Here is a 17,507-nt window from a genome sequence, read left to right as displayed (position 1 = left end):
TTGATATACGTTCCGAAGGGTCGGCACCGAACCCCTTTTCGTCGCGAGGCGACAACGAAGAGACATGAGTTACGAGGAGATCGACCGATGAGCGGCCTCGTTGACGGCGAGTGGGTCGGGACCGACTACGCGACGGACGACGACGGTGAGTTCCAACGCCAGGAGACGGAGTTCCGCGACCGGATCGGCCCGGGCGAGGCCTTCCCCGCCGAGGCGGGACGGTACCACGTGTACATCTGTCGGGCGTGTCCGTGGGCCCACCGGGTCGCGATGACGCGCGCACTCAAGGGACTCGACGACGCGATCTCGCTCTCGCTGGTCCAACCCGAACGCTACGACCAGGGCTGGGAGTTCTCCGAAGCCAACCCCGATCCGCTGTACGGCGAGGAGTACCTTCGGGACGTCTACGTCCGGGCGGATCCGGACTACACTGGCCGGGTGACCGTACCCGTCCTCTGGGACCGGGAGGAGGAAACCATCGTCAACAACGAGTCCCGGGAGATCATGCGGATGCTCGACGTGGCCGGCGACGACCTGGCGACCCGGGACGTCGACCTCTACCCCGAGGGGTACCGCGACGAGGTCGACCAACTCCTCGACGACATCTACGACCCCATCAACAACGGCGTCTATCGCGCCGGCTTCGCGGACTCGCAGGCTGCCTACGACCGCGCCGTCGGCGAACTGTTCGACGCCCTCGATCACTACGACGACGTGCTCTCGGAGCAACGCTACCTCGCGGGCGACCGCCTCACCGAGGCCGACCTCGCCATGTTCGCGACGCTCGTGCGGTTCGATCACGTCTACCACACCCACTTCAAGTGCAACCGGCGGGCGATCCACGAGTACGAGAACCTCTGGGGGTACACGAAGGACCTCTACACCACGCCGGGTATCGAGCGCACCGTCAACATGGATCACATCACCCGCCACTACTACGTGAGCCACGGCGACGTGAATCCCAAGCGACTGGTGCCGACCGGCCCGGACATCGACTTCACCGAGGGACACGACCGGGATCGGTTACCGGGCGAGCCGCCCGAGGCACGTCGCTAAAGGACCGCGACCACGCCCGCACCTAGCGCGAGCGTGACGAGCAGTCGGCCGACGCTCCCGACGAAGGTGGCGGCGGCGAACCTGACGTAATCCTCCTCGAGGACGGCGAAGGCGTATATCGAGAGCGTGTCCGGGAAGAAGGGGACCGACAGCGCGACGGCGAGGCCGGCGTAGCCCCAGCGCCGCGCGACGTCGACGGTGCGTCGCTCCGACCATTCGATCACGTCGAAGCGGGAGCGCCGGAGCCACCGGATCACCGGACCGGACTCCTTGGCTTCCTGCCCGATGTGGAAGGCGAAGACGCTCCCGGCGGCCTTGCCGACCGCCGAGACGAGGATGATGATCGCCAGGCGCGCCTCGGTCGATAGCCCGAGGTTCAGCGGAGCCAACAGCACGACTTCGCTGACGCCGGGCAGCGCGAAGGCGATGAGGAAGGAGTAGACGAAGATGATCGCCAGCCCGACCCACCCGGTCGCCGTGCGGACGAGGCGCGTGAGCCACTCGAAGCCGAGGAGATCCGTCGCCAACGGGATGACGAACGCGTCCACATCCTCCCCTGGGATGGGGTTGACCTAAGTCTTTCAGGTTTCGAGGGAGCGATCCGGCGGCCTCCCCTCCATCCCGACCGGGATGGCTACCGCACCGCGTCGAGGATCAACTGCTCCTCAACGCCGTCGACCGTCTCTAGGACGTCCTGCACCGCGTCGATGTTGGCGCTGATCGAAGTGATGCCGTTCCGGACGAGGAACTCGACCATCTCGGGGGTCGATCCGGCCTGCCCACAGATGCTCGTGTCGACGCCGGCCGCGTTGCAGGCGTCGAGCGTCTCGCCCATAATGTCCAGCACCGCGGGGTGGAGTTCGTCGAAGCGGTCGGAGACGTGTTCGTTGTTGCGGTCGACCGCCAGGACGTACTGTGTCAGGTCGTTCGTCCCGAAGGAGACGAAGTCGACTCCCTCCTCGACGATGTCCTCGACGCCGAGCGCACTCGCCGGCGTCTCGATCATCACGCCCCAGTCACGCTTCTCGGGATCGATCCCCGCGGCCGCCATGCGGTCGCGAGCGCGGGCCACGTCCTCGCCGTCGTTGACCAGCGGGAACATGATCTCGAGGTTCTCGTACCCCATGTCGTAGAGGCGGCTGAACGCCTCGAGTTCGTGTTCGAACACGTCGGGACGGTCGAGGCTCCGCCGGATGCCGCGGTAGCCGAGCATCGGGTTGTGCTCGTGGGGTTCGTCGTCGCCGCCCTCCAACTGTCGGAACTCGTCGGTGGGGGCGTCGAGGGTGCGGACCCGGACGGGACGGGGGTAGAACGCCTCCGCGACCTGCCGGATGCCGTCGGTGAGTTCGTCGATGTAGGCCTCGGCACCCTCGTCCTCGATGTACCGCTCGGGGGTCTTCCCCAGCGAGAGGACCAAGTGCTCGATCCGCAGGAGGCCGACGCCGTCGGCACCCGTGTCGGCCGCACGCTCCGCGGCGTCGGGGATGGAGACGTTCACCTTCACCTCCGTCGCCGTCACCGGCTTCGGCCGTGGGCCGGACGGCGAGTCCTCGGACGGCTCGACGGTCGGTTCCGACTGGGCCGCACGCCCCTTGACCACAGTCCCCATCTCGCCGTCGACGGTGACCTCCTGTCCGTCTTCGAGCGTCTTCGTCGCGCCACCGGTGCCGACCACCGCCGGGACGCCGAGTTCCCGGGAGACGATGGCCGCGTGGGAGGTCATGCCACCCTCGTCGGTGACGATGGCTGCCGCGCGCTTCATCGCCGGCACCATGTCCGGCATCGTCATCTCGGTGACGATCACGTCGCCCTCGCGCACCTGATCCAGGTGGTCGAGTTTCGTCACGATCCGGACGGGACCGACGGCGATGCCCGGACTCGCGCCGAGACCCGACAGCAGCGTGTCGTCGTTCCCGCTCTCGCTCTGGCTCTCGGCGTCGGCGTCCTCGCTTTCGCCCTCGTCGATGGTCGTGATGGGGCGGGACTGGAGCATGTACACCTCGCCGTCGACGACTGCCCACTCCACGTCCTGTGGTTCGCCGTAGTGGTCCTCGACCTTCTTGCCGAGTTCGACCAGTCTATCGATCTCCGCCTGTTCGAGCACCTGCTGGTCGCGTTTCCCTTCGGGCACCTCCGTCTCGACCGTCTCGCCCGTCGCCTCGTCTTTGACGTGCATCACCTTCTTGGTCGCGACGTTCATCGCCTCGACCTCGCTCGTCGTCCGATCGACGACGTAGTTGTCCGGGGAGACCGCGCCGGCGACGACCGCCTCGCCCAGTCCCCACGCCGCCTCGATGATGATGCGCGGATCGCCGGTCGAGGGGTGACTGGTGAACATCACGCCGCTCTTCTCGGCGTCGACCATCTTCTGGACGACGACCGCGATGTCGACCTCGTCGTGGGGGAACCCCTTCTGGTTGCGGTAGTAGATGGCGCGCTGGGAGAACAGCGACGCCCAACACTCCTTGACCCGTTCGACCAGGTCCTCTTCGGTCACGTTGAGGAACGTCTCCTGCTGACCGGCGAAGGAGGCGTCCGGGAGGTCCTCCGCGGTGGCAGACGACCGGACGGCGACGAACGCCTTCCCGTCGTCGAGGTCGCGGTACGCCTCGAGGATGCCCTCGCGCACCGACTCGGGGACGGGCGTCTCCATGATGAGTTCGTGCGCGCGGTCGTGGGCCGCTTCGAGCGCCGCCGAGTCGTCGGAGTCGACGTCGACGGCCTCGAACAGTTCGTCGTCGATGCCGGCCTCCTCGATGAAGGTCCGATAGGTGCCGGCCGTTACGACGTATCCCGGCGGAACGGGGAGTCCAGCCTCCGTGAGTTCGCCGAGCGAAGCCGCCTTGCCACCGACCGTCCCCAGATCGGTGGCCCGTACGTCCTCCAGCCAAGCTACAGCCATTTCGTAGGGAGAAATCCCGCGAGTGGCACAAAGAAGGTTTCGAAGCGTGCAACTACGGCCGACCACGTTTCGTGGTACCACACGCCGAGCCACGCGTCGGCGTGCGGGGCAGACGCCGCCGGCAACGTGCTGGAGACACCGACCGGATCAGGCTTCGACGATGTCGTCACCGTCGCTCGACGGAACCACGAGTGTGCCGTCGAGGGCCGTGACCGCGCGCCCGCCGACCCGGACCCCCTCGTCGACGCGGACCCGGACCAGTCCCGGTCGGTCGACGAAGTGGCCCTGTTCGAACCGCATCTCCTCGGGCGGGTCGTCGAACGCGTCGACGGTGTGGAGGTACGCGCCACAGGCACCGCTGGCCGTCCCCGTGACGGGATCTTCCGGCACGCCCGCCCCCGGCGCGAACATCCGGGCGTGGAGCGTCGACGCCGCGTCCAGCGTGTCGAACGTGAAGGTGTACACGCCCGTCGCGCCGTGGGCGGCCGCGAGGTCGGCTACCGCGTCCGGATCGGGGTCGGCGTCGGCCAGGTGTTCGAGGAAGTTCACCGGCACGATCAGGAAGGGGAGACCGGTCGAGGCCACCGCTGCCGGGAGGTCCGCGCCCACGTCCCGGAGCGCCGCCGGGTCGACACCCAGCGTCTCGCCCACGCGGTCGTAGTCGAGGTCGACGGTCTCGACCGACGGATCGTCTTGGGCCATCCACGCGACCCCCTCCTCGACCGACACGTCGAGGACGCCGACGTTCGTCCGGAGCGATCCCTCGCCGTCGAGGACACCCTGGTCGTGCAGGTGGGCGAGACTCGCGACCGTGGCGTGTCCACAGAGGTCGACCTCCTGTGTGGGTGTGAAGTAGCGAATCCGGCGGTCCGAGTCGTCGTCGTCGGTGAGGAAGGCCGTCTCGCTGGCGTTGAGTTCGCGGGCGATCGCCCCCATCTGTGCGGCGTCGAGACCGGCAGCGTCGGGGACGACACCCGCCGGGTTGCCCGTGAGCGGTTCGTCGGTGAAGGCGTCGATCAACAGGGTCCGGCGCGTGTCCATGCCACCGACCTGAACGCCGCGGGTCAAGACGTTGTGGGTCGGTGGAACCCGTAAACCCTTACCCCCCGGCCGTCCGACTCGCCGGCATGAGCGACCTCCCGGACGATTTCACCTGCACGATCACGAACTGGGAGTACATCTACGGGCTCTGCCGGGACGTGGCCGACGAAGTGCGGGCCGCGGAGTTCGACCCCGACGTGATCGTCGCGCTCGCTCGGGGCGGCTGGTTCGCCGGGCGCTGTTGCTGTGACTTCCTCGGCCTCGACGACCTCACCAGCCTCAAGATGGAGCACTACGTCGGCACCGCGGCGAAGGGGGCCGACCCCGAGGTCCGGTATCCGATGCCCGAGGGGAGCGTCGCGGGCAAGGACGTCCTGATCGTCGACGACATCGCCGACACGGGCGAGTCGCTGCGCCACGCCCACGAGTACGTCGCCGACCGCGACCCCTCGGCGGTGCGGACGGCCACCCTCCAACTTCTCGACACCAGCGAGTTCGATCCCGACTTCGTCGGCGAGCGTCTGGAGGAGTGGGCGTGGATCGTCTACCCGTGGAACTTCATCGAGGACATGATCGACCTGATCGAGGGTGTGATGGAACGGGCCGACGCCGACCGATTCGACCGGGCGGACGTGCGACACCTGCTCGCGGACGAACACGACATCCAGCGCATCGAGATGGAGATCGCCCAGCCCGACCGTCTCGGCGAAGTGCTCGCGGAGATGGAGCGCCGGTCGGTGATCGAACCGACCGACCACGCCGAGGCCTGGCGACTCGCCTGACGTGGTCCGGACGGGACGGCGGCGGGCCGGATGCGACTCCCCCGAGGACCATCGAGTTGGGGGTGGCGCGTGACCGCACTGCTCTCCATCTTCGCGACGGCCATCCTCCCCATCGTCGCACTGGCCGGCGTCGGCGTCGTCCTCGGCCGCCGCCGCGAGGTGGCCATCGGCCCACTGAACACCGTCACGGTGTACGTCCTCGTTCCGGCGCTCGTCTTCCACAGCATCGCCACGGCGACGCTCGCACAGGCGACGCTCGCCCGCATCGCCGTCGCCACCGTCGCGTTCATGCTCGTCATGCTCGTCGTCGCGGAGCTCGTGGGGCGGCTGCTGGGCGAGTCCGAACCCATCCTGAGCGCGCTCGTCCTCGTGAGTGCCTTCCCCAACTCCGGCAACTACGGCGTCCCGCTCTCGGAGTTCGCCTTCGGCGTCGACGGCCGAGGTACCGCCGTTCTCTACCTGACCGTCCAGGGAGTCGTCCTCTACACCGTCGGCGTCTACGTCGCGGGACGCGGCGGCGGGTCGCGCGGAATCGCGGGCATGAAACGTGCACTCGAGATTCCGCTGGTCTACGCCGTCGTCGCCGCGGTGCTCGCCCGCTGGCTCGACGCCGTCCCCCCGGCGGACGGCACCGCCATGGAGACGCTCGCGCTCGTCGGCAACGCCTCCATCCCCCTCATGTTGCTGATCCTCGGGGTCCAACTCGCCGACACCGACTACGGAGCCGCGCTCTCCCGCGTCGGCCCCGCTGCGGTCCTGAAGATGGGTGTCGCACCCGTCGTCGGCGTCGCCGTCGTCCTACTCGTCGGGTTCGAGAATCCGACCGTCGCACGCACGTTCGTCCTCGAGTGTGCGACACCGGCGGCGATCACCCCGCTCCTCCTCGTCGTCGAGTTCGGCGGCGAATCCGCCGGCGACGGTCTCTCTGTCGCCGAGTACGTCAGCACGGCCGTGCTCGTCACGACGCTCCTGAGCGTGCCGCTCCTGACCGTGTTGATCGCGGTGCTGGAGAGTGGCCTGCTCGTGTAGCCGCCGGCCGCGACGTTTAAGCCACCGCCCCTCGGACATCCGAGGAATGCGAGAGAGAGACGGCCTCGACTACGCGCTCCTCGTCGTCGTGACGATACTGGTAGCGGTACACGTCCCGCCGTACGCGGTCGCAAAGCGTGAGACCGTCGAACTGGCCCACGAGACCGGGCTCGTCGCCGTCGCGAACCTCCTGCTCGACGTCCGCGTCGCCGTCGTCCTCCTCGCGGTGCTCGGCCTCGCTATCGTCCTCGTCGTCACCGACACCATCCCGGCACGGAAGTGAGGCGGGTCCGCGACGGCTCCGTCGCCCGGCGACTCGAAGCCGTGGATCCCTCGGTCGTCCTGCACGACGTAGGGCGGCCTCAGTCCGCCACGGCTTCGTCTTCCAACGGCTCGAACCCGTGGGTCCCCTCGGCCGTCCTGCACGTCGCGGGACGACCTCAGTCCGCCACGGCTTCGTCGCCGACCCCCGGTGCCGACGGGTCGCGGATCCAGAGGTCGCCGAAGAGGTCGTCCTGCCGGAGCCTGATCTCGCCGCGGTGGGAGAGAAAGAGGAGGGCGAGGAACGTATCCACCGGCGCACCGGCGGCCTCACGCACCTCGGCGAACAGCACCTCCGCCCGGCCGGCGTCGTAGTGAGTGCGGACCGCCTCGCGTACCGCCTCGATCTTCGTCTCGATGTCCTCGGCGTGGGTGGTGCCGGTCACGTCGTTCTCGGTCGGCTCGCCGCCCTCGCGAAGGTCGTCGGCCGCCCGGTAGTCGAGCGTCTGTGTGCCGCGGTCGTAGCCGCCGGGCGACGCCGAGGTGTCGTAGGAACGGGACTCCTTCCACCACGAGTCGCGCTCCGCCTCGCGGAGCTCCCGGACGAGCTCGTCCAGCGTCTCGGGCGAGCCGCGGGCGTGTTTGCGCTCCAGCCGGCGGTCGAGTTCCGCGTCGAGGGCGTCGATGGGGTCCGGCCCGTGTGGGCTCCGTGACCCCTCGCCGCCCTCCATGGCCGCCTCCCACGGCTCCATCTCCGCGTTTTCCTCGCTCCCGTCGTCGAGGATGCCGTCGCTTTTCATCCGCAGGAGGACACTCGCGTAGAACAGCGCCCGCCCGGACGTGCGGAGGTCCGTCTCGTCGAGGCGGTCGAGGAAGGCGTCGGTCACCTCGACGATGTCGATGTCCCAGGGATCGATCTCGCCGTCTTCGGCCAGTTGGACGAGGAGTTCGACAGGTTCGACCTCGTCCTCGTCGGTCTGCGGGAGGTCGACGTCGTCCGGGAGGGGATCCTCAGTCATCGGCTGTCGCCTCCGGGGTGTCGTCGAGTTGGATGCCCGTGACCGCGCTCACGTTGTCGCCCTGCATGGTGACGCCGATGGCCCGCTCCGACCGATCGAGCAGGGCCGAGCGGTGCGAGACGACGACGAACTGCGCCTCACCGGCCAGGTCGTCGACCATCTCGCCCACCCGCTCGGCGTTGGCCGCGTCGAGGAAGGCGTCCACCTCGTCCAGCGCGTAGAAGGGCGCGGGGTTGTGGCGCTGGATGGCGAAGATGAACGCGAGCGCGGTCAGCGACTTCTCGCCGCCGCTCATCGCGTCCAGCCGCTGGACCGGTTTGTCGCCCGGCTGGGCCTTCATCGTCAGGCCACCCTCGAAGGGGTCGTCCTCGTCTTCCAGATGCAACTCGCCCGTCCCCGCCGAGAGCCGCTCGAAGATGTCCTGGAAGTGGTCGTCGATGGCCTCGAACGCCGCCATGAACGTCTCCTTCTTCCGTTGCTCGTATCCCTCGATCCGCTCCTGGATGGCGTCGCGCTCGTCGACGAGCGTGTCGCGTCGCTCCTGTAAGTCGTCGAGTTCCGCCTCCACCTCGTCGTACTCGTCGATCGCGAGCATGTTGACGGGTTCGAGCGCGTCCATCTCCGACTCCAGTCGCGCGACGTTCTCCTCGACGGTCTCGTGATCCGGGATCTCCTCGGGATCGTACGCCCCGACCTCGCTCTCGAGCTCGTCGATCTCCCACTCCAGGCGGTCGGCGTCCTCCTCGAGGTCGTCGAGGTCGCTCTCCACCTCGGCAACGCGCTCGCGCTGGGCGTCGCGCTCCGACTGCGCCTCGCGGAGGTCGCTCTGGAGGCCCTCCCGCTCGGCCTTGAGGTCCGCGAGTTCGTCCTCCAGATCCTCGATCGCCGCGCGCTTCTCCGCCAACGTCGCCTCCCGGTCCTCGACCTCGGCCTCCAACTCCTCGATCCGGTCGGCGGCCTCGCGCTTGCGCTCTTTGGCCGCCTCGATCGTCGATTCGAGGTCGTCGACGGCCTCCTCTGCGTACTCAGCCTCGACTCGTGTCTGGTTGAGTTGAGCGTCGAGGTCGTCCATCCGGTCGTGCAGGTCCGCGAGGTCTGCCTCGATTCCCTCCTTTCGGTCCGTGAGTTCGGGGATCCGCGAGTCCGCGAGATCGGCCTCCAACGCCTCGATCTCGGCTTCGATCCCCTCGATCTCGCCGTCCAGTTCGTCGATACGCTCCTCCAACTCGCTCATCTCCGCGTCGACCTCCTCGCGTTCGTCACGGAGACCGTCGAGTTCGTCCTCCAACTCCTCGATTTCGGCCTCCGTGTCCGCGAGTTCCGTCTCGACGTCCTCGATCTCCGCCTCGACCTCGCGCACCCGCTCGGTCGCGTCGGCCTTGCGGTCGCGGGCGTCGTCGAGGCGGGACTCCACGTCGCGGATCTCCTCGCGGACCGCCCGGCGGTCGTCCTCCAGACTCTCTATCTCCTCGGCTAGTCGCTCCAGTTTTCCCTTTCCGCTCTTCGTGAAGGAGTAACGCGACCCGCCGCCGGAGCCGCCGGTCATCGCGCCGCTCTTCTCGGCGAGGTCGCCGTCCAGCGTCACGAGGCGGTAGTCGCCCATCAGGTCCCGCGCGGTGTCCATGTCCTCGACCACGAGCGTCGACCCGAGGACGTAGGAGAAGACGCCGGCGTAGCGGTCGTCGTAGTCGACGAGGTTCCGCGCGAAGTCGACGACGCCGGGGTGCGAGGGCTTCGAGGGGAGCCCGCGACGGTCCATCTCGGTGATGGGGAGGAAGGTCGCCCGCCCCGCCGACCGGGATTTGAGGTGATCGATGCAGGTCGCGCCGACGCCGTCGTCGTCGACGACGACGTTCGCCAGTCGGCCGCCGGCGGCGGTCTCACACGCGGTGGCGTACTCGGGGTCGACACTTCCCAACTGGCCGACTGCACCGTGGACGCCGTCGATGCCGCCGTTGAGGACGGTCGTCACCGACCGTGGCCAGGAGTCGTCGCCGTCGCGGTCCGCGCGCGCCTCGAGTTCCGCGTACTCGTTCTGTTTCGTCCGGAGGTCGTCCTCGATTTCGCCGAGGTCGTCGTTCAGGTCGGCCTTCTCCGAGCGCAACTCCTCGATCGCGTCTTCGATCGTCTCGCGATTCCGCTCGGCACGGTCGAGTTCGCCCCGCAGATCCGACAGTTCGGCTTTCAACTCGGGCACCCGCTCGTGGGCCGCCTCCAGTTCCGACTGGGCCTCGCCGATCCGATTCGAGCGCCGGCGTGCCTCGTCGAGGAGGCGGTCCTTCTCGCGCTGGGCGTCGTTGCGCTCGGTCTTGCGCTCTTCGAGGGTCTCCTTGTGCTCGGCGAGCTCCGCCTTGAGTTCGTCGAACGCCGTGTCGACGTTCTCGATCTCGTCTTCTACCGCTTGGAGCTCCGACTCCTTCTCCTCGATGTCGCCTTTGACCGACGCCTTCTCGACTTTGATCGACCGGATCTCGTCTTCGAGGTCGTCGAGTTCCTCGTTCTTGCGATCGAGGCTGACGAAGGCCTCCCGGCGCTCCTGTTCGGCGTCCTCGATCGTCTCTTCTTGACTCTCGATGGTCGCTTCGAGGCGACCGATCTCGCCTTTGGTCTCCTCGATTTCGCCTTTGATCCGGAGCTGTTCGTCCTCGCCCTTGCGCTCGATCTCCCGAGTGAGGTCGTCGAGGTCGGCTTCCAGGCGGTCGACTTCGGACTGGTGTTCCTCGAGAGTCGCCTGCCGGTCGGCGAGTTCCTGTTCTTTGGCCTCGGTCCGTTTCTCCGTCCGCTCCAAGGCGGTTCGCTTCTCTTCGAGTTCGGCGGCCTTCAGGTAGCCCTCGTACTCCGCCTTCTCCTCGCGGAGCGACTGGTACTCGAGCGCCGTCTCGCGCTCGTCCTCGAGTTGATCGAGACGAGTCTCCTTCTCCTCGATGCGGAGGTCCGCCTCGTCGATGTGCTCCTGGACGACCTCCAGTTCCTCGAAGGCGTCCTCCTTTTTCGCGTCGAACTCGGCGACTCCGGCGATCTCGTCGACGATAGTCCGGCGTTGACCCGCCGACATGTTGATGATCTCGGTCACGTCGCCCTGCATGACGACGTTGTACCCTTCGGGCGTCACGCCCGCCTGCGCCAGCAGATCACGGATGTCCGAGAGGTTGACCGACCGCCCGTTGAGGTAGTAGTAGGAGTAGTAGTTGTCCTCGGTCTCCTTGACGCGACGCTTGACCGATATCTCGTCGACGTCGCCGACGTCCTCCGTGCCGGCGGCGTTGACCACCTGCGAGCGGTCGAGCGTGCCGTCGCCGTTGTCGAGGACGACGGTGACGCTCGCCTCACGGGGGCCCGACCGGTCGTCGTCGGCCTCGTGACCGGGGTTGTAGATGAGGTCGGTCAGTTTCTCGGCGCGGATCCCGCGGGTCCGCGCGAGGCCGAGCGTGAAGAGGACGGCGTCGATGATGTTGCTCTTCCCGGAGCCGTTCGGCCCCGTGATGACGGTGAAATCCTCGTAGAACGGGATGCGGGTCTTCCGGCCGAAGCTCTTGAAGTCGTCGAGGACGAGTTCGGAGATGTGCATGGGGCGTGGCCCCGATCAGGCGACGATGATGTCGTTACCGTCCGAATCGGAGTCGTCCTCGGACTCCGTCTCGGCGTCGGCCTCGCTCTCGGCGTCCGGCTCGGACGCCACCGACTCGGTCCCGGCGTCGGCGTCGGCGTCGGCGTCGAGGTCAGGGGACTCCCGACGGTCGGGCGTCCGCGTGTTGTCGACACCCTCGTCGGCTTCGAGTTTGCTGAGTCGCTCCCGCGTCTCGACGAGTTCCTCGGTGAGACCGTCGACGGCGGCTTCCAGTTGCGCGACCCGCGATTCGAGCTCCTCCACCCTGTTGCTCATGCCTCTAGCAGGCGGCCCCGGACGTATAAAGGTACGTCAGACGTTCACTATGTCGAGCCGGCGTGCGATCCGAACCACGAGGGTTTAGTGTCCCGAGACTGGACTCTCGCGCATGCGTCACGTCGGACTCAAAGTCAGGATGGCCGTCGTCGGCTCGCTCCTGTTCGCGTTCTACGCCGTCGCGGCAGTCGTCGTGATGGCGATGTTCGGAACCGGCGTGTGGCCGCTGGTCATCGTCGGCAGCATCGCCTTCGTCGGCGTCCAGTACAAACTCGGCAAGTGGATGGCGCTCCGGAGCGTCGGGGCCGAGGACCTCCCCGAAAACCAGTACCAGGAGATTCACCACCGCGTCGAGTCGCTCTCACGCGACATGGGGATCGACAAGCCCCGCCTCATGATCGCTCGAATGGGCGTCCCCAACGCCTTCGCCGTCGGGCGCAAGGGTGCGGGAACCGTCGTCGTGAGCCAGGAACTCCTGCGGACGCTCGACCCCGACGAGGTCGAGGGCGTGTTGGCCCACGAACTCGCCCACATCCGCAACCGCGACGTGGTGATGATGGTGCTCGGGCAGGGCGTCGCCTCCATCGTCGCCATCGTCGCCCAGTGGGCCGTCCTACTGACCGGCGACAACGACCTCGCTGACTTCTTCCTCGCCATCGTCGTCGGACAGATCACCCAGATGCTGGTGATGGTGTTCGTCTTCGCCATCTCGCGGTACCGCGAGTACGTCGCCGACGCCGACGCCGCCGACGAGATCGGCGGCGGCGAACCCCTCGCTCGCGCGCTGGAGAAGATCAGCCGGAGCGCCCAGCGCGGTGACACCGAAGTCGACGACCAGGTGAACGCGCTGTGTATCTTCGGCGACGGGAGCGGCCTCGCCCGCCTGTTCGCGACGCACCCACCGGTCGAGAAGCGGATCGAACGCCTGCGGGCGTAGATGGTCGACGTTCGGACGCTGCTGGCGGCCGTCCTCGGCGTCCTCGTCGGGGTCGTCTGTCTCGTCGCCCCCGACGCCGTCGTTCGCGTCCACACCGCCGGACGTCGACCCCACGACGGGCGGGGCGAGTACGGCGCGAACGGGGCGGCACCGACACGCTGGCGACGGGTGGTGCAAGCACTCGGCGTCGGCTGTCTCGCGGCGGGCTGTTACTTCGGCTACGTGGCGCTCGTGTAGGCCGTGTGGCTCACGCGGGGTCGTGGCGGACACGGTCGAACAGCGGGCGCAACCGATCGACGGTGTCGGGTTCGTGGGCGCGCCCGTGGAGGTGGAAGTGCGCCGTCGCGTCCGGGGTGTCGGACGCGTCACCGTCCAGATGTCCCAGGAGCGTGTGGAGAAACTTGTACACGGTGTCCACATCCGACCACTGGAGGAGGACCGTCAGCGACTGGAAACAGAGCGTGGTCGGGGAGTCGGCGGTTCGGTACGCGTCCAGTTCCTCCACCAGCGTGACGCCGAGGTCGGTGAGGTTGCCGACGGAGTCGACCGTCTTGACGGCCACGTCGGTTCCGGACGGAGCGGCGCGGTCGATGCGTTCCCGGGGCCGGCCGGCGACCCAGTCGACCGCCTCCTGGACGACCACGGTCGCCCGACCGCCGCCGTCGAAAGCGATGCCGTCCCACTGTGCCAGCCACGCGGCCGGCGATCCGGCCAGTGCGACGACGACCACGTCCGGATCGTCGTCCAAGGACCGGGGTGTCGCGTGGGCGCACTGCTGGGCACGGATCGTCGTCCGGGCGTCCGTCACGTGGAGCGTGGTCACGGGCGGAGTGTCGGCGGAGATGGAATCACCTCGCGAAGTGTATGATACGATGACATAAAACCCCCTCGGCCGGTGCCTAGCCGCGGGCCCGCCCCACGGCGCCGAGGCCGACCAAGGCGACGACTGCGACCGGGACCAACGGGAGGTCGATCGGTCCGACGACGGGGATCGGGAGCGACACCGACGCGCCCAGGACCGACGGGACGGGAACCGTCACACCGATCAGCGGAACGGTCACTCCCGAGTCGTCCGTGTCCGGGACGGGAGTTGGCGTCACGGTCGGTGGCTGCGGGGTCGAGGACGCGGTGCTGGGGTTCGGCGTCGCCGTCGGCCGCGGGGTCGACGCGGGCGTCGCCGTCTCGACGACCAGCGTGCGATCGAGCGAGGTGACGTGTTCCGTCCCGGCGGAGTCGATGACGCGGAGGCGAACCGTCACGTTCCGGCCGTCGGGGGCGTCGAGGCGACGGTCGAAGCGGAGGTCGGTCGTAACGGCGCCGTCGTGGAGCGACGCGATGTCGATCACCTCGCCGGACGATGGATCGACCGTCTCGACGGTCGCACTGACGACTTCGCCGTCGGTCGCCCGACCCGAGACGGCGACGGAACTCGCGTTCTCGAACCGGGTGGCGTCGGGGTCGAGGCTGAGTTCGGGGTCGACGTTCCGCCGGACGGTGACGGTCCGCTCGACGGAGTTCCCCGCCGTGTCGGTGGCGTTGACGACGACGGCAGTGACACCGGGGGAGAGGGAGACGTTCGTCCCGAACGTGACCGACCGCCGCGTCGGGTCGGGCTTTTCCAGCGACGGATCGACCAGATACGCCGAGTCGGGGCCGTCTTCGGAGCGGAGCGTGACGCTCCGAATCTGGCCGTTGTCGGTGGCATTACCGTGGATTCGGAGTTCCGACGGCGACGTCCGGACCGCGGTCAGGTTCGACAGCGTCGGCGGGGCGGTGTCCTCGACGGTGATATCCAGTCGGTGTATTCGGGGGTGCCCCAGCTCGTCGTAGTACCAAGCGGTGACGTTGTTGCGGCCGACGCCAAGAAAGATGGACTGTTCGAACGAACCGTTGAGTTCCGACTGCTCGTAGACGTCCCGATCGGTCCGGGTCGCCGTCCCGACCGCGTACGTGGTGGTTCGGAGGATGCGGAGGTGCGTAACGCCGCTCACGTCGCTGAAGTTGCCCGCGAGCGTGATCCGCGACGTGTTCACCGTCACCACCTCCGGAGGCGGGGCGTACAGTTCGGTCTCGAACGGCGAGGTGTAGCGGACGTACGGCCGCTGGTCGTCTTTCGTCACCGTGATCGAGTGGGTGGTCGTGGTGCCGCCGGCCTCGACGACGACGTCGAGGGTGTGCTCGCCGCTCCGGAGGGCGAGGTCGAACGACTCCTCGAACGAGGTGGCGTTGGGTGTGTACTGGCTACGGGTCGTCCCGTCGACGCGGACGGAGACGACGGAGATCCGATCGTCGGCCTCGACCGAGACGTCGACGGTCGGATCGGACTCGACCAGCGTGTCGTCCCCGTCGGCGACCGTCGACCCGTCGACCGAGACGGTGATCTCGGGGGGTGTCTGACCGACGGCCGTCCCGCCGACCCCGGTGATCGGGGGGACGACGAGGACGAGGACGAGGAGTGCGACCGCGGCTCTGACGGCTGTCGGTCCCATGGAGCGGTGTGCCTCGTCGGAGTGTAGTGGCCGGGGGATTTCAACATGTGGTTCGGGTTCTCACCGCTGAGAACCCGAGTGGAGCGCCGCCGCTGGTCGACGGGAGCCGGTACAAAAAACGTGGACGTCGGGAACGCGTCGCCCGAAGGCGAACCTTACAGGCGAACGACGTTCGTCGCGCGCGGACCCTTGGGGGAGTCCTCGATTTCGAACTCTAGTTCCTGTCCCTCTTCGAGGTCCGGGCCGCCCACGTCCTCCATGTGGAAGAACACGTCGTCGTCCGCGTCCTCAGTCTCGATAAAGCCGTAACCGCCAGTGTCGTTGAAGAAATCGACCGTACCAGTTGCCATTGCACTCTAGCGAAGGCCCCGTCCACAGATAAGACTTCCGTGAGTCGCCGGCACACGGGGCCGGTCGCAGCGCGACCGAACCGAAGCTTTGGTTAGGCGGCGGTCGCTACCAGTTTCGGAGTGCCAGTCGGAGTGTCGCCCGCGACCGGATACGCACTGGTGTTCGTCGCCGCCACCGTCAGCTGTGCCGCCGGCGTCGTCCGCGCCCGCGACGTGGAGGACGCCGAGACGCGGCGCGGACTGGTCGTCCTCCTCGCGACGAGTGGCGGCTGGGCCGCCAGCCACGCCGCACTCCTCGTCCTGCCGGCCGAGGCTCTGAAGACGGCGGTCTACCTGTTCGGGCTGATCCTCGGGTTCAGCACCGTCTTCGCCTGGCTCTACTTCTGTTCGGCGTACACCGGCCGGACGTACCACCGGCGGACTGCATACCGGTGGGCCGGGGTCGCGCTGTATCTCGGCGTCGTCGCCGTGAAGGTCACCAACCCCATCCACCACCTCTACTTCACGACCGGATTCGTCTCGACGCCGTTCGACCATCTGGCGATCCAGCAGGGAATGTTCCACTGGGTGGTGACGGGGCTGTCGTACGCGCTGGCCACCGTGGGGATGTTCGCCCTCTTCGAGGCGTTCGCCGACGCCGAGTACGACGCGACGCCGCTTGCCGTCCTCGTCGGGTTGGCCGGCGCACCGGTCGTCCTCGACATCGTCGGCTACGCGACACCGCTGTTGATCGACATGATCCACGCCCCCCTCGGCGTGGCGGCGTTCGCCGTCGGCGTCCTGTTCGTCTTCGAGGATCGCTTCTTCGCGGTACAACTCACCGAAGGGGTCGAGGGCGCGACGATCTTTCTGGACGACGACGGCCGGATTCGCGAGTACAATCACGCGGCCCGTCGGCTGTTTCCCGCCCTTGACGGCGCCGTCGGCGATCCGGTGACCGCCGTGCCGGAGATCGCAGAGGCGCTCGACGACGACGACGACCGGGACGTCGTCGACGTGGACGTCGACGGCGACCGTCGCCACTACGTGGTGAGCGACAACGCGTTCGAGATCGGACAGGGGTCGCTGGGCCGGATCGTCGTCCTCTCGGACGTGACCCGAATCGAACGACAACGGCGGGAACTCGAGCGCCACAACCAGCAACTCGAGGACCTCTCGGAGGGGATGCGCCACGAACTCCGGAACGCGGTGATGATCATCCGCGGCAACGTCCGGTGGGCGACGGAGCAACTCGGCAGCGGTGACGTCGACGACGCCCGGGACGCGCTGCGGACGGCGACGTCGACGACCGACCGGACGACACAGCTGATGAACGACTTCGCGACGGTCGCACAGTACGGACAGACGATGGCCGACGCCGTCGAACTCGACTTCCGCGAGGCGGTGACGGACGCCTGGGAAACGGAGGGGTCGCCCGACGTCGACCTCACCGTCGAGGGTGACGGATCGATCGAGGCGGATCCCGCACGCTTCCGGCTCCTCTTTGCGCGTACCTTCGAGTTCGCCGTCGACAACGGCGCGTCGTCGGTGGTCGTCGCCCGCCGACCGGACGGGATCACGATCACCGACGACGGTGAGCCACTGGAGGGCGATCCGGACCGGTACTTCGACTACGCCGACGCCGTGTCGGCCGACGTGTCCGGGACCGCACTCCCGCTGGTCCGGACGCTCGCCGAGGTGCACGGCTGGCGGGCGACCCTCGACTCGACGTACCAAGACGGCGTGCGCCTCCGGCTCTCGTGGTGAGCGGCGAACTTT

Annotated in this window: 16 protein-coding genes; 7 read left to right on the top strand and 9 right to left on the bottom strand. The window is 67.9% G+C overall.

All coding sequences use genetic code 11. The annotated features are described in order from the left end of the window. Positions 1 to 87 precede the first annotated feature (87 nt). Positions 88 to 1,056 carry a glutathione S-transferase family protein gene (locus NBT81_RS04660; RefSeq protein ID WP_338741385.1) on the top strand — a complete coding sequence of 323 codons (969 nt, stop codon included), beginning with the start codon at positions 88 to 90 and terminating at the stop codon, positions 1,054 to 1,056. On the opposite strand, the gene NBT81_RS04655 is transcribed toward NBT81_RS04660, so the two are convergent. The 3 genes from NBT81_RS04655 to NBT81_RS04645 all read right to left on the bottom strand — a co-directional run bounded on the left by NBT81_RS04655 (position 1,053) and on the right by NBT81_RS04645 (position 4,999). After that, positions 1,053 to 1,604 carry a YqaA family protein gene (locus tag NBT81_RS04655; protein WP_338741384.1) on the bottom strand — a complete coding sequence of 184 codons (552 nt, stop codon included), beginning with the start codon at positions 1,602 to 1,604 and terminating at the stop codon, positions 1,053 to 1,055. The genes NBT81_RS04660 and NBT81_RS04655 overlap by 4 nt on opposite strands. 86 nt (positions 1,605 to 1,690) lie before the next feature. Continuing rightward, a complete protein-coding gene (gene ppsA, locus NBT81_RS04650) occupies positions 1,691 to 3,958 on the bottom strand; it encodes a phosphoenolpyruvate synthase (RefSeq protein WP_338741383.1) in 2,268 nt (755 codons plus the stop codon). Positions 3,959 to 4,105: 147 nt separating this feature from the next. Continuing rightward, complete coding sequence (locus NBT81_RS04645; RefSeq protein WP_338741382.1) at positions 4,106 to 4,999, bottom strand: PhzF family phenazine biosynthesis protein; 894 nt, start codon at positions 4,997 to 4,999, stop codon at positions 4,106 to 4,108. An 86-nt stretch (positions 5,000 to 5,085) separates the two neighbouring features. Here NBT81_RS04645 and NBT81_RS04640 point away from each other — a divergent pair, with 86 nt between their 5' ends. From NBT81_RS04640 to NBT81_RS04630, 3 genes are read left to right on the top strand one after another with little or no spacing between them, the layout of a single operon-like run. After that, the gene (locus NBT81_RS04640; RefSeq protein WP_338741381.1) at positions 5,086 to 5,781 is read left to right on the top strand and encodes a phosphoribosyltransferase; all 696 of its coding nucleotides are present in this window, start codon (positions 5,086 to 5,088) and stop codon (positions 5,779 to 5,781) included. A 30-nt stretch (positions 5,782 to 5,811) separates the two neighbouring features. After that, complete coding sequence (locus NBT81_RS04635; protein WP_338741379.1) at positions 5,812 to 6,810, top strand: AEC family transporter; 999 nt, start codon at positions 5,812 to 5,814, stop codon at positions 6,808 to 6,810. A gap of 46 nt (positions 6,811 to 6,856) precedes the next feature. After that, positions 6,857 to 7,093 (top strand): hypothetical protein, encoded by a 237-nt coding sequence (locus NBT81_RS04630; RefSeq protein ID WP_338741378.1) that lies wholly within the window; start codon positions 6,857 to 6,859, stop codon positions 7,091 to 7,093. 157 nt (positions 7,094 to 7,250) lie between these two features. Here the strand turns inward: NBT81_RS04630 and NBT81_RS04625 are convergent, their stop codons facing one another. Genes NBT81_RS04625 through NBT81_RS04615 form a run of 3 tightly spaced genes read right to left on the bottom strand, consistent with a single transcriptional unit; the run spans position 7,251 to position 11,973 of the window. After that, positions 7,251 to 8,090, bottom strand: a complete 840-nt coding sequence (locus NBT81_RS04625; protein ID WP_338741377.1) for a ScpA family protein — start codon at positions 8,088 to 8,090, stop codon at positions 7,251 to 7,253. After that, complete coding sequence (smc, locus tag NBT81_RS04620; protein WP_338741376.1) at positions 8,083 to 11,658, bottom strand: chromosome segregation protein SMC; 3,576 nt, start codon at positions 11,656 to 11,658, stop codon at positions 8,083 to 8,085. Before smc ends, NBT81_RS04625 begins: the two co-directional genes overlap by 8 nt. Positions 11,659 to 11,673: 15 nt before the next feature. Beyond that, a complete protein-coding gene (locus tag NBT81_RS04615; RefSeq protein ID WP_338741375.1) occupies positions 11,674 to 11,973 on the bottom strand; it encodes a DUF7518 family protein in 300 nt (99 codons plus the stop codon). 112 nt (positions 11,974 to 12,085) lie between these two features. On the opposite strand from NBT81_RS04615, the gene NBT81_RS04610 reads away from it, so the two are divergent. Both NBT81_RS04610 and NBT81_RS04605 read left to right on the top strand, forming a co-directional pair. Further along, complete coding sequence (locus NBT81_RS04610; protein ID WP_425498728.1) at positions 12,086 to 12,910, top strand: M48 family metallopeptidase; 825 nt, start codon at positions 12,086 to 12,088, stop codon at positions 12,908 to 12,910. Then, the gene (locus tag NBT81_RS04605; RefSeq protein ID WP_338741373.1) at positions 12,911 to 13,147 is read left to right on the top strand and encodes a hypothetical protein; all 237 of its coding nucleotides are present in this window, start codon (positions 12,911 to 12,913) and stop codon (positions 13,145 to 13,147) included. Between the two features lie 10 nt (positions 13,148 to 13,157). Here the strand turns inward: NBT81_RS04605 and NBT81_RS04600 are convergent, their stop codons facing one another. The 3 genes from NBT81_RS04600 to NBT81_RS04590 form a co-directional block, all read right to left on the bottom strand. Continuing rightward, the gene (locus NBT81_RS04600) at positions 13,158 to 13,733 is read right to left on the bottom strand and encodes a DUF7504 family protein (RefSeq protein WP_338741371.1); all 576 of its coding nucleotides are present in this window, start codon (positions 13,731 to 13,733) and stop codon (positions 13,158 to 13,160) included. A 76-nt stretch (positions 13,734 to 13,809) separates the two neighbouring features. Continuing rightward, positions 13,810 to 15,399 carry a hypothetical protein gene (locus tag NBT81_RS04595; protein WP_338741370.1) on the bottom strand — a complete coding sequence of 530 codons (1,590 nt, stop codon included), beginning with the start codon at positions 15,397 to 15,399 and terminating at the stop codon, positions 13,810 to 13,812. 155 nt (positions 15,400 to 15,554) lie between these two features. Then, positions 15,555 to 15,749: a cold-shock protein gene (locus NBT81_RS04590; RefSeq protein ID WP_049935367.1), complete on the bottom strand. Its 195-nt coding sequence runs from the start codon at positions 15,747 to 15,749 to the stop codon at positions 15,555 to 15,557. Between the two features lie 132 nt (positions 15,750 to 15,881). Between NBT81_RS04590 and NBT81_RS04585 the strand changes: the two genes are divergently transcribed. Next, a complete protein-coding gene (locus NBT81_RS04585) occupies positions 15,882 to 17,495 on the top strand; it encodes a histidine kinase N-terminal 7TM domain-containing protein (RefSeq protein WP_338741369.1) in 1,614 nt (537 codons plus the stop codon). Positions 17,496 to 17,507 lie beyond the last annotated feature (12 nt).

Origin of the sequence: Haloplanus sp. CK5-1, from assembly GCF_037201915.1 — an archaeon.
GTDB classification, from domain to species: domain Archaea; phylum Halobacteriota; class Halobacteria; order Halobacteriales; family Haloferacaceae; genus Haloplanus; species Haloplanus salilacus.
Note: the sequence above shows the minus strand (reverse complement) of the source record. Positions and strands in the feature narration are given on the sequence as shown.

What these genes read in the sequence shown, in the direction of transcription:
- NBT81_RS04660 (WP_338741385.1), top strand. Translation starts at nt 88, where the DNA reads ATGAGCGGCCTCGTTGACGGCGAGTGGGTCGGGACCGACTACGCGACG.
- ppsA (WP_338741383.1), bottom strand. Translation starts at nt 3,958, where the DNA reads ATGGCTGTAGCTTGGCTGGAGGACGTACGGGCCACCGATCTGGGGACG.
- NBT81_RS04645 (WP_338741382.1), bottom strand. Translation starts at nt 4,999, where the DNA reads ATGGACACGCGCCGGACCCTGTTGATCGACGCCTTCACCGACGAACCG.
- NBT81_RS04640 (WP_338741381.1), top strand. Translation starts at nt 5,086, where the DNA reads ATGAGCGACCTCCCGGACGATTTCACCTGCACGATCACGAACTGGGAG.
- NBT81_RS04635 (WP_338741379.1), top strand. Translation starts at nt 5,812, where the DNA reads ATGCGACTCCCCCGAGGACCATCGAGTTGGGGGTGGCGCGTGACCGCA.
- NBT81_RS04630 (WP_338741378.1), top strand. Translation starts at nt 6,857, where the DNA reads ATGCGAGAGAGAGACGGCCTCGACTACGCGCTCCTCGTCGTCGTGACG.
- NBT81_RS04625 (WP_338741377.1), bottom strand. Translation starts at nt 8,090, where the DNA reads ATGACTGAGGATCCCCTCCCGGACGACGTCGACCTCCCGCAGACCGAC.
- smc (WP_338741376.1), bottom strand. Translation starts at nt 11,658, where the DNA reads ATGCACATCTCCGAACTCGTCCTCGACGACTTCAAGAGCTTCGGCCGG.
- NBT81_RS04615 (WP_338741375.1), bottom strand. Translation starts at nt 11,973, where the DNA reads ATGAGCAACAGGGTGGAGGAGCTCGAATCGCGGGTCGCGCAACTGGAA.
- NBT81_RS04610 (WP_425498728.1), top strand. Translation starts at nt 12,086, where the DNA reads ATGCGTCACGTCGGACTCAAAGTCAGGATGGCCGTCGTCGGCTCGCTC.
- NBT81_RS04605 (WP_338741373.1), top strand. Translation starts at nt 12,911, where the DNA reads ATGGTCGACGTTCGGACGCTGCTGGCGGCCGTCCTCGGCGTCCTCGTC.
- NBT81_RS04595 (WP_338741370.1), bottom strand. Translation starts at nt 15,399, where the DNA reads ATGGGACCGACAGCCGTCAGAGCCGCGGTCGCACTCCTCGTCCTCGTC.
- NBT81_RS04590 (WP_049935367.1), bottom strand. Translation starts at nt 15,749, where the DNA reads ATGGCAACTGGTACGGTCGATTTCTTCAACGACACTGGCGGTTACGGC.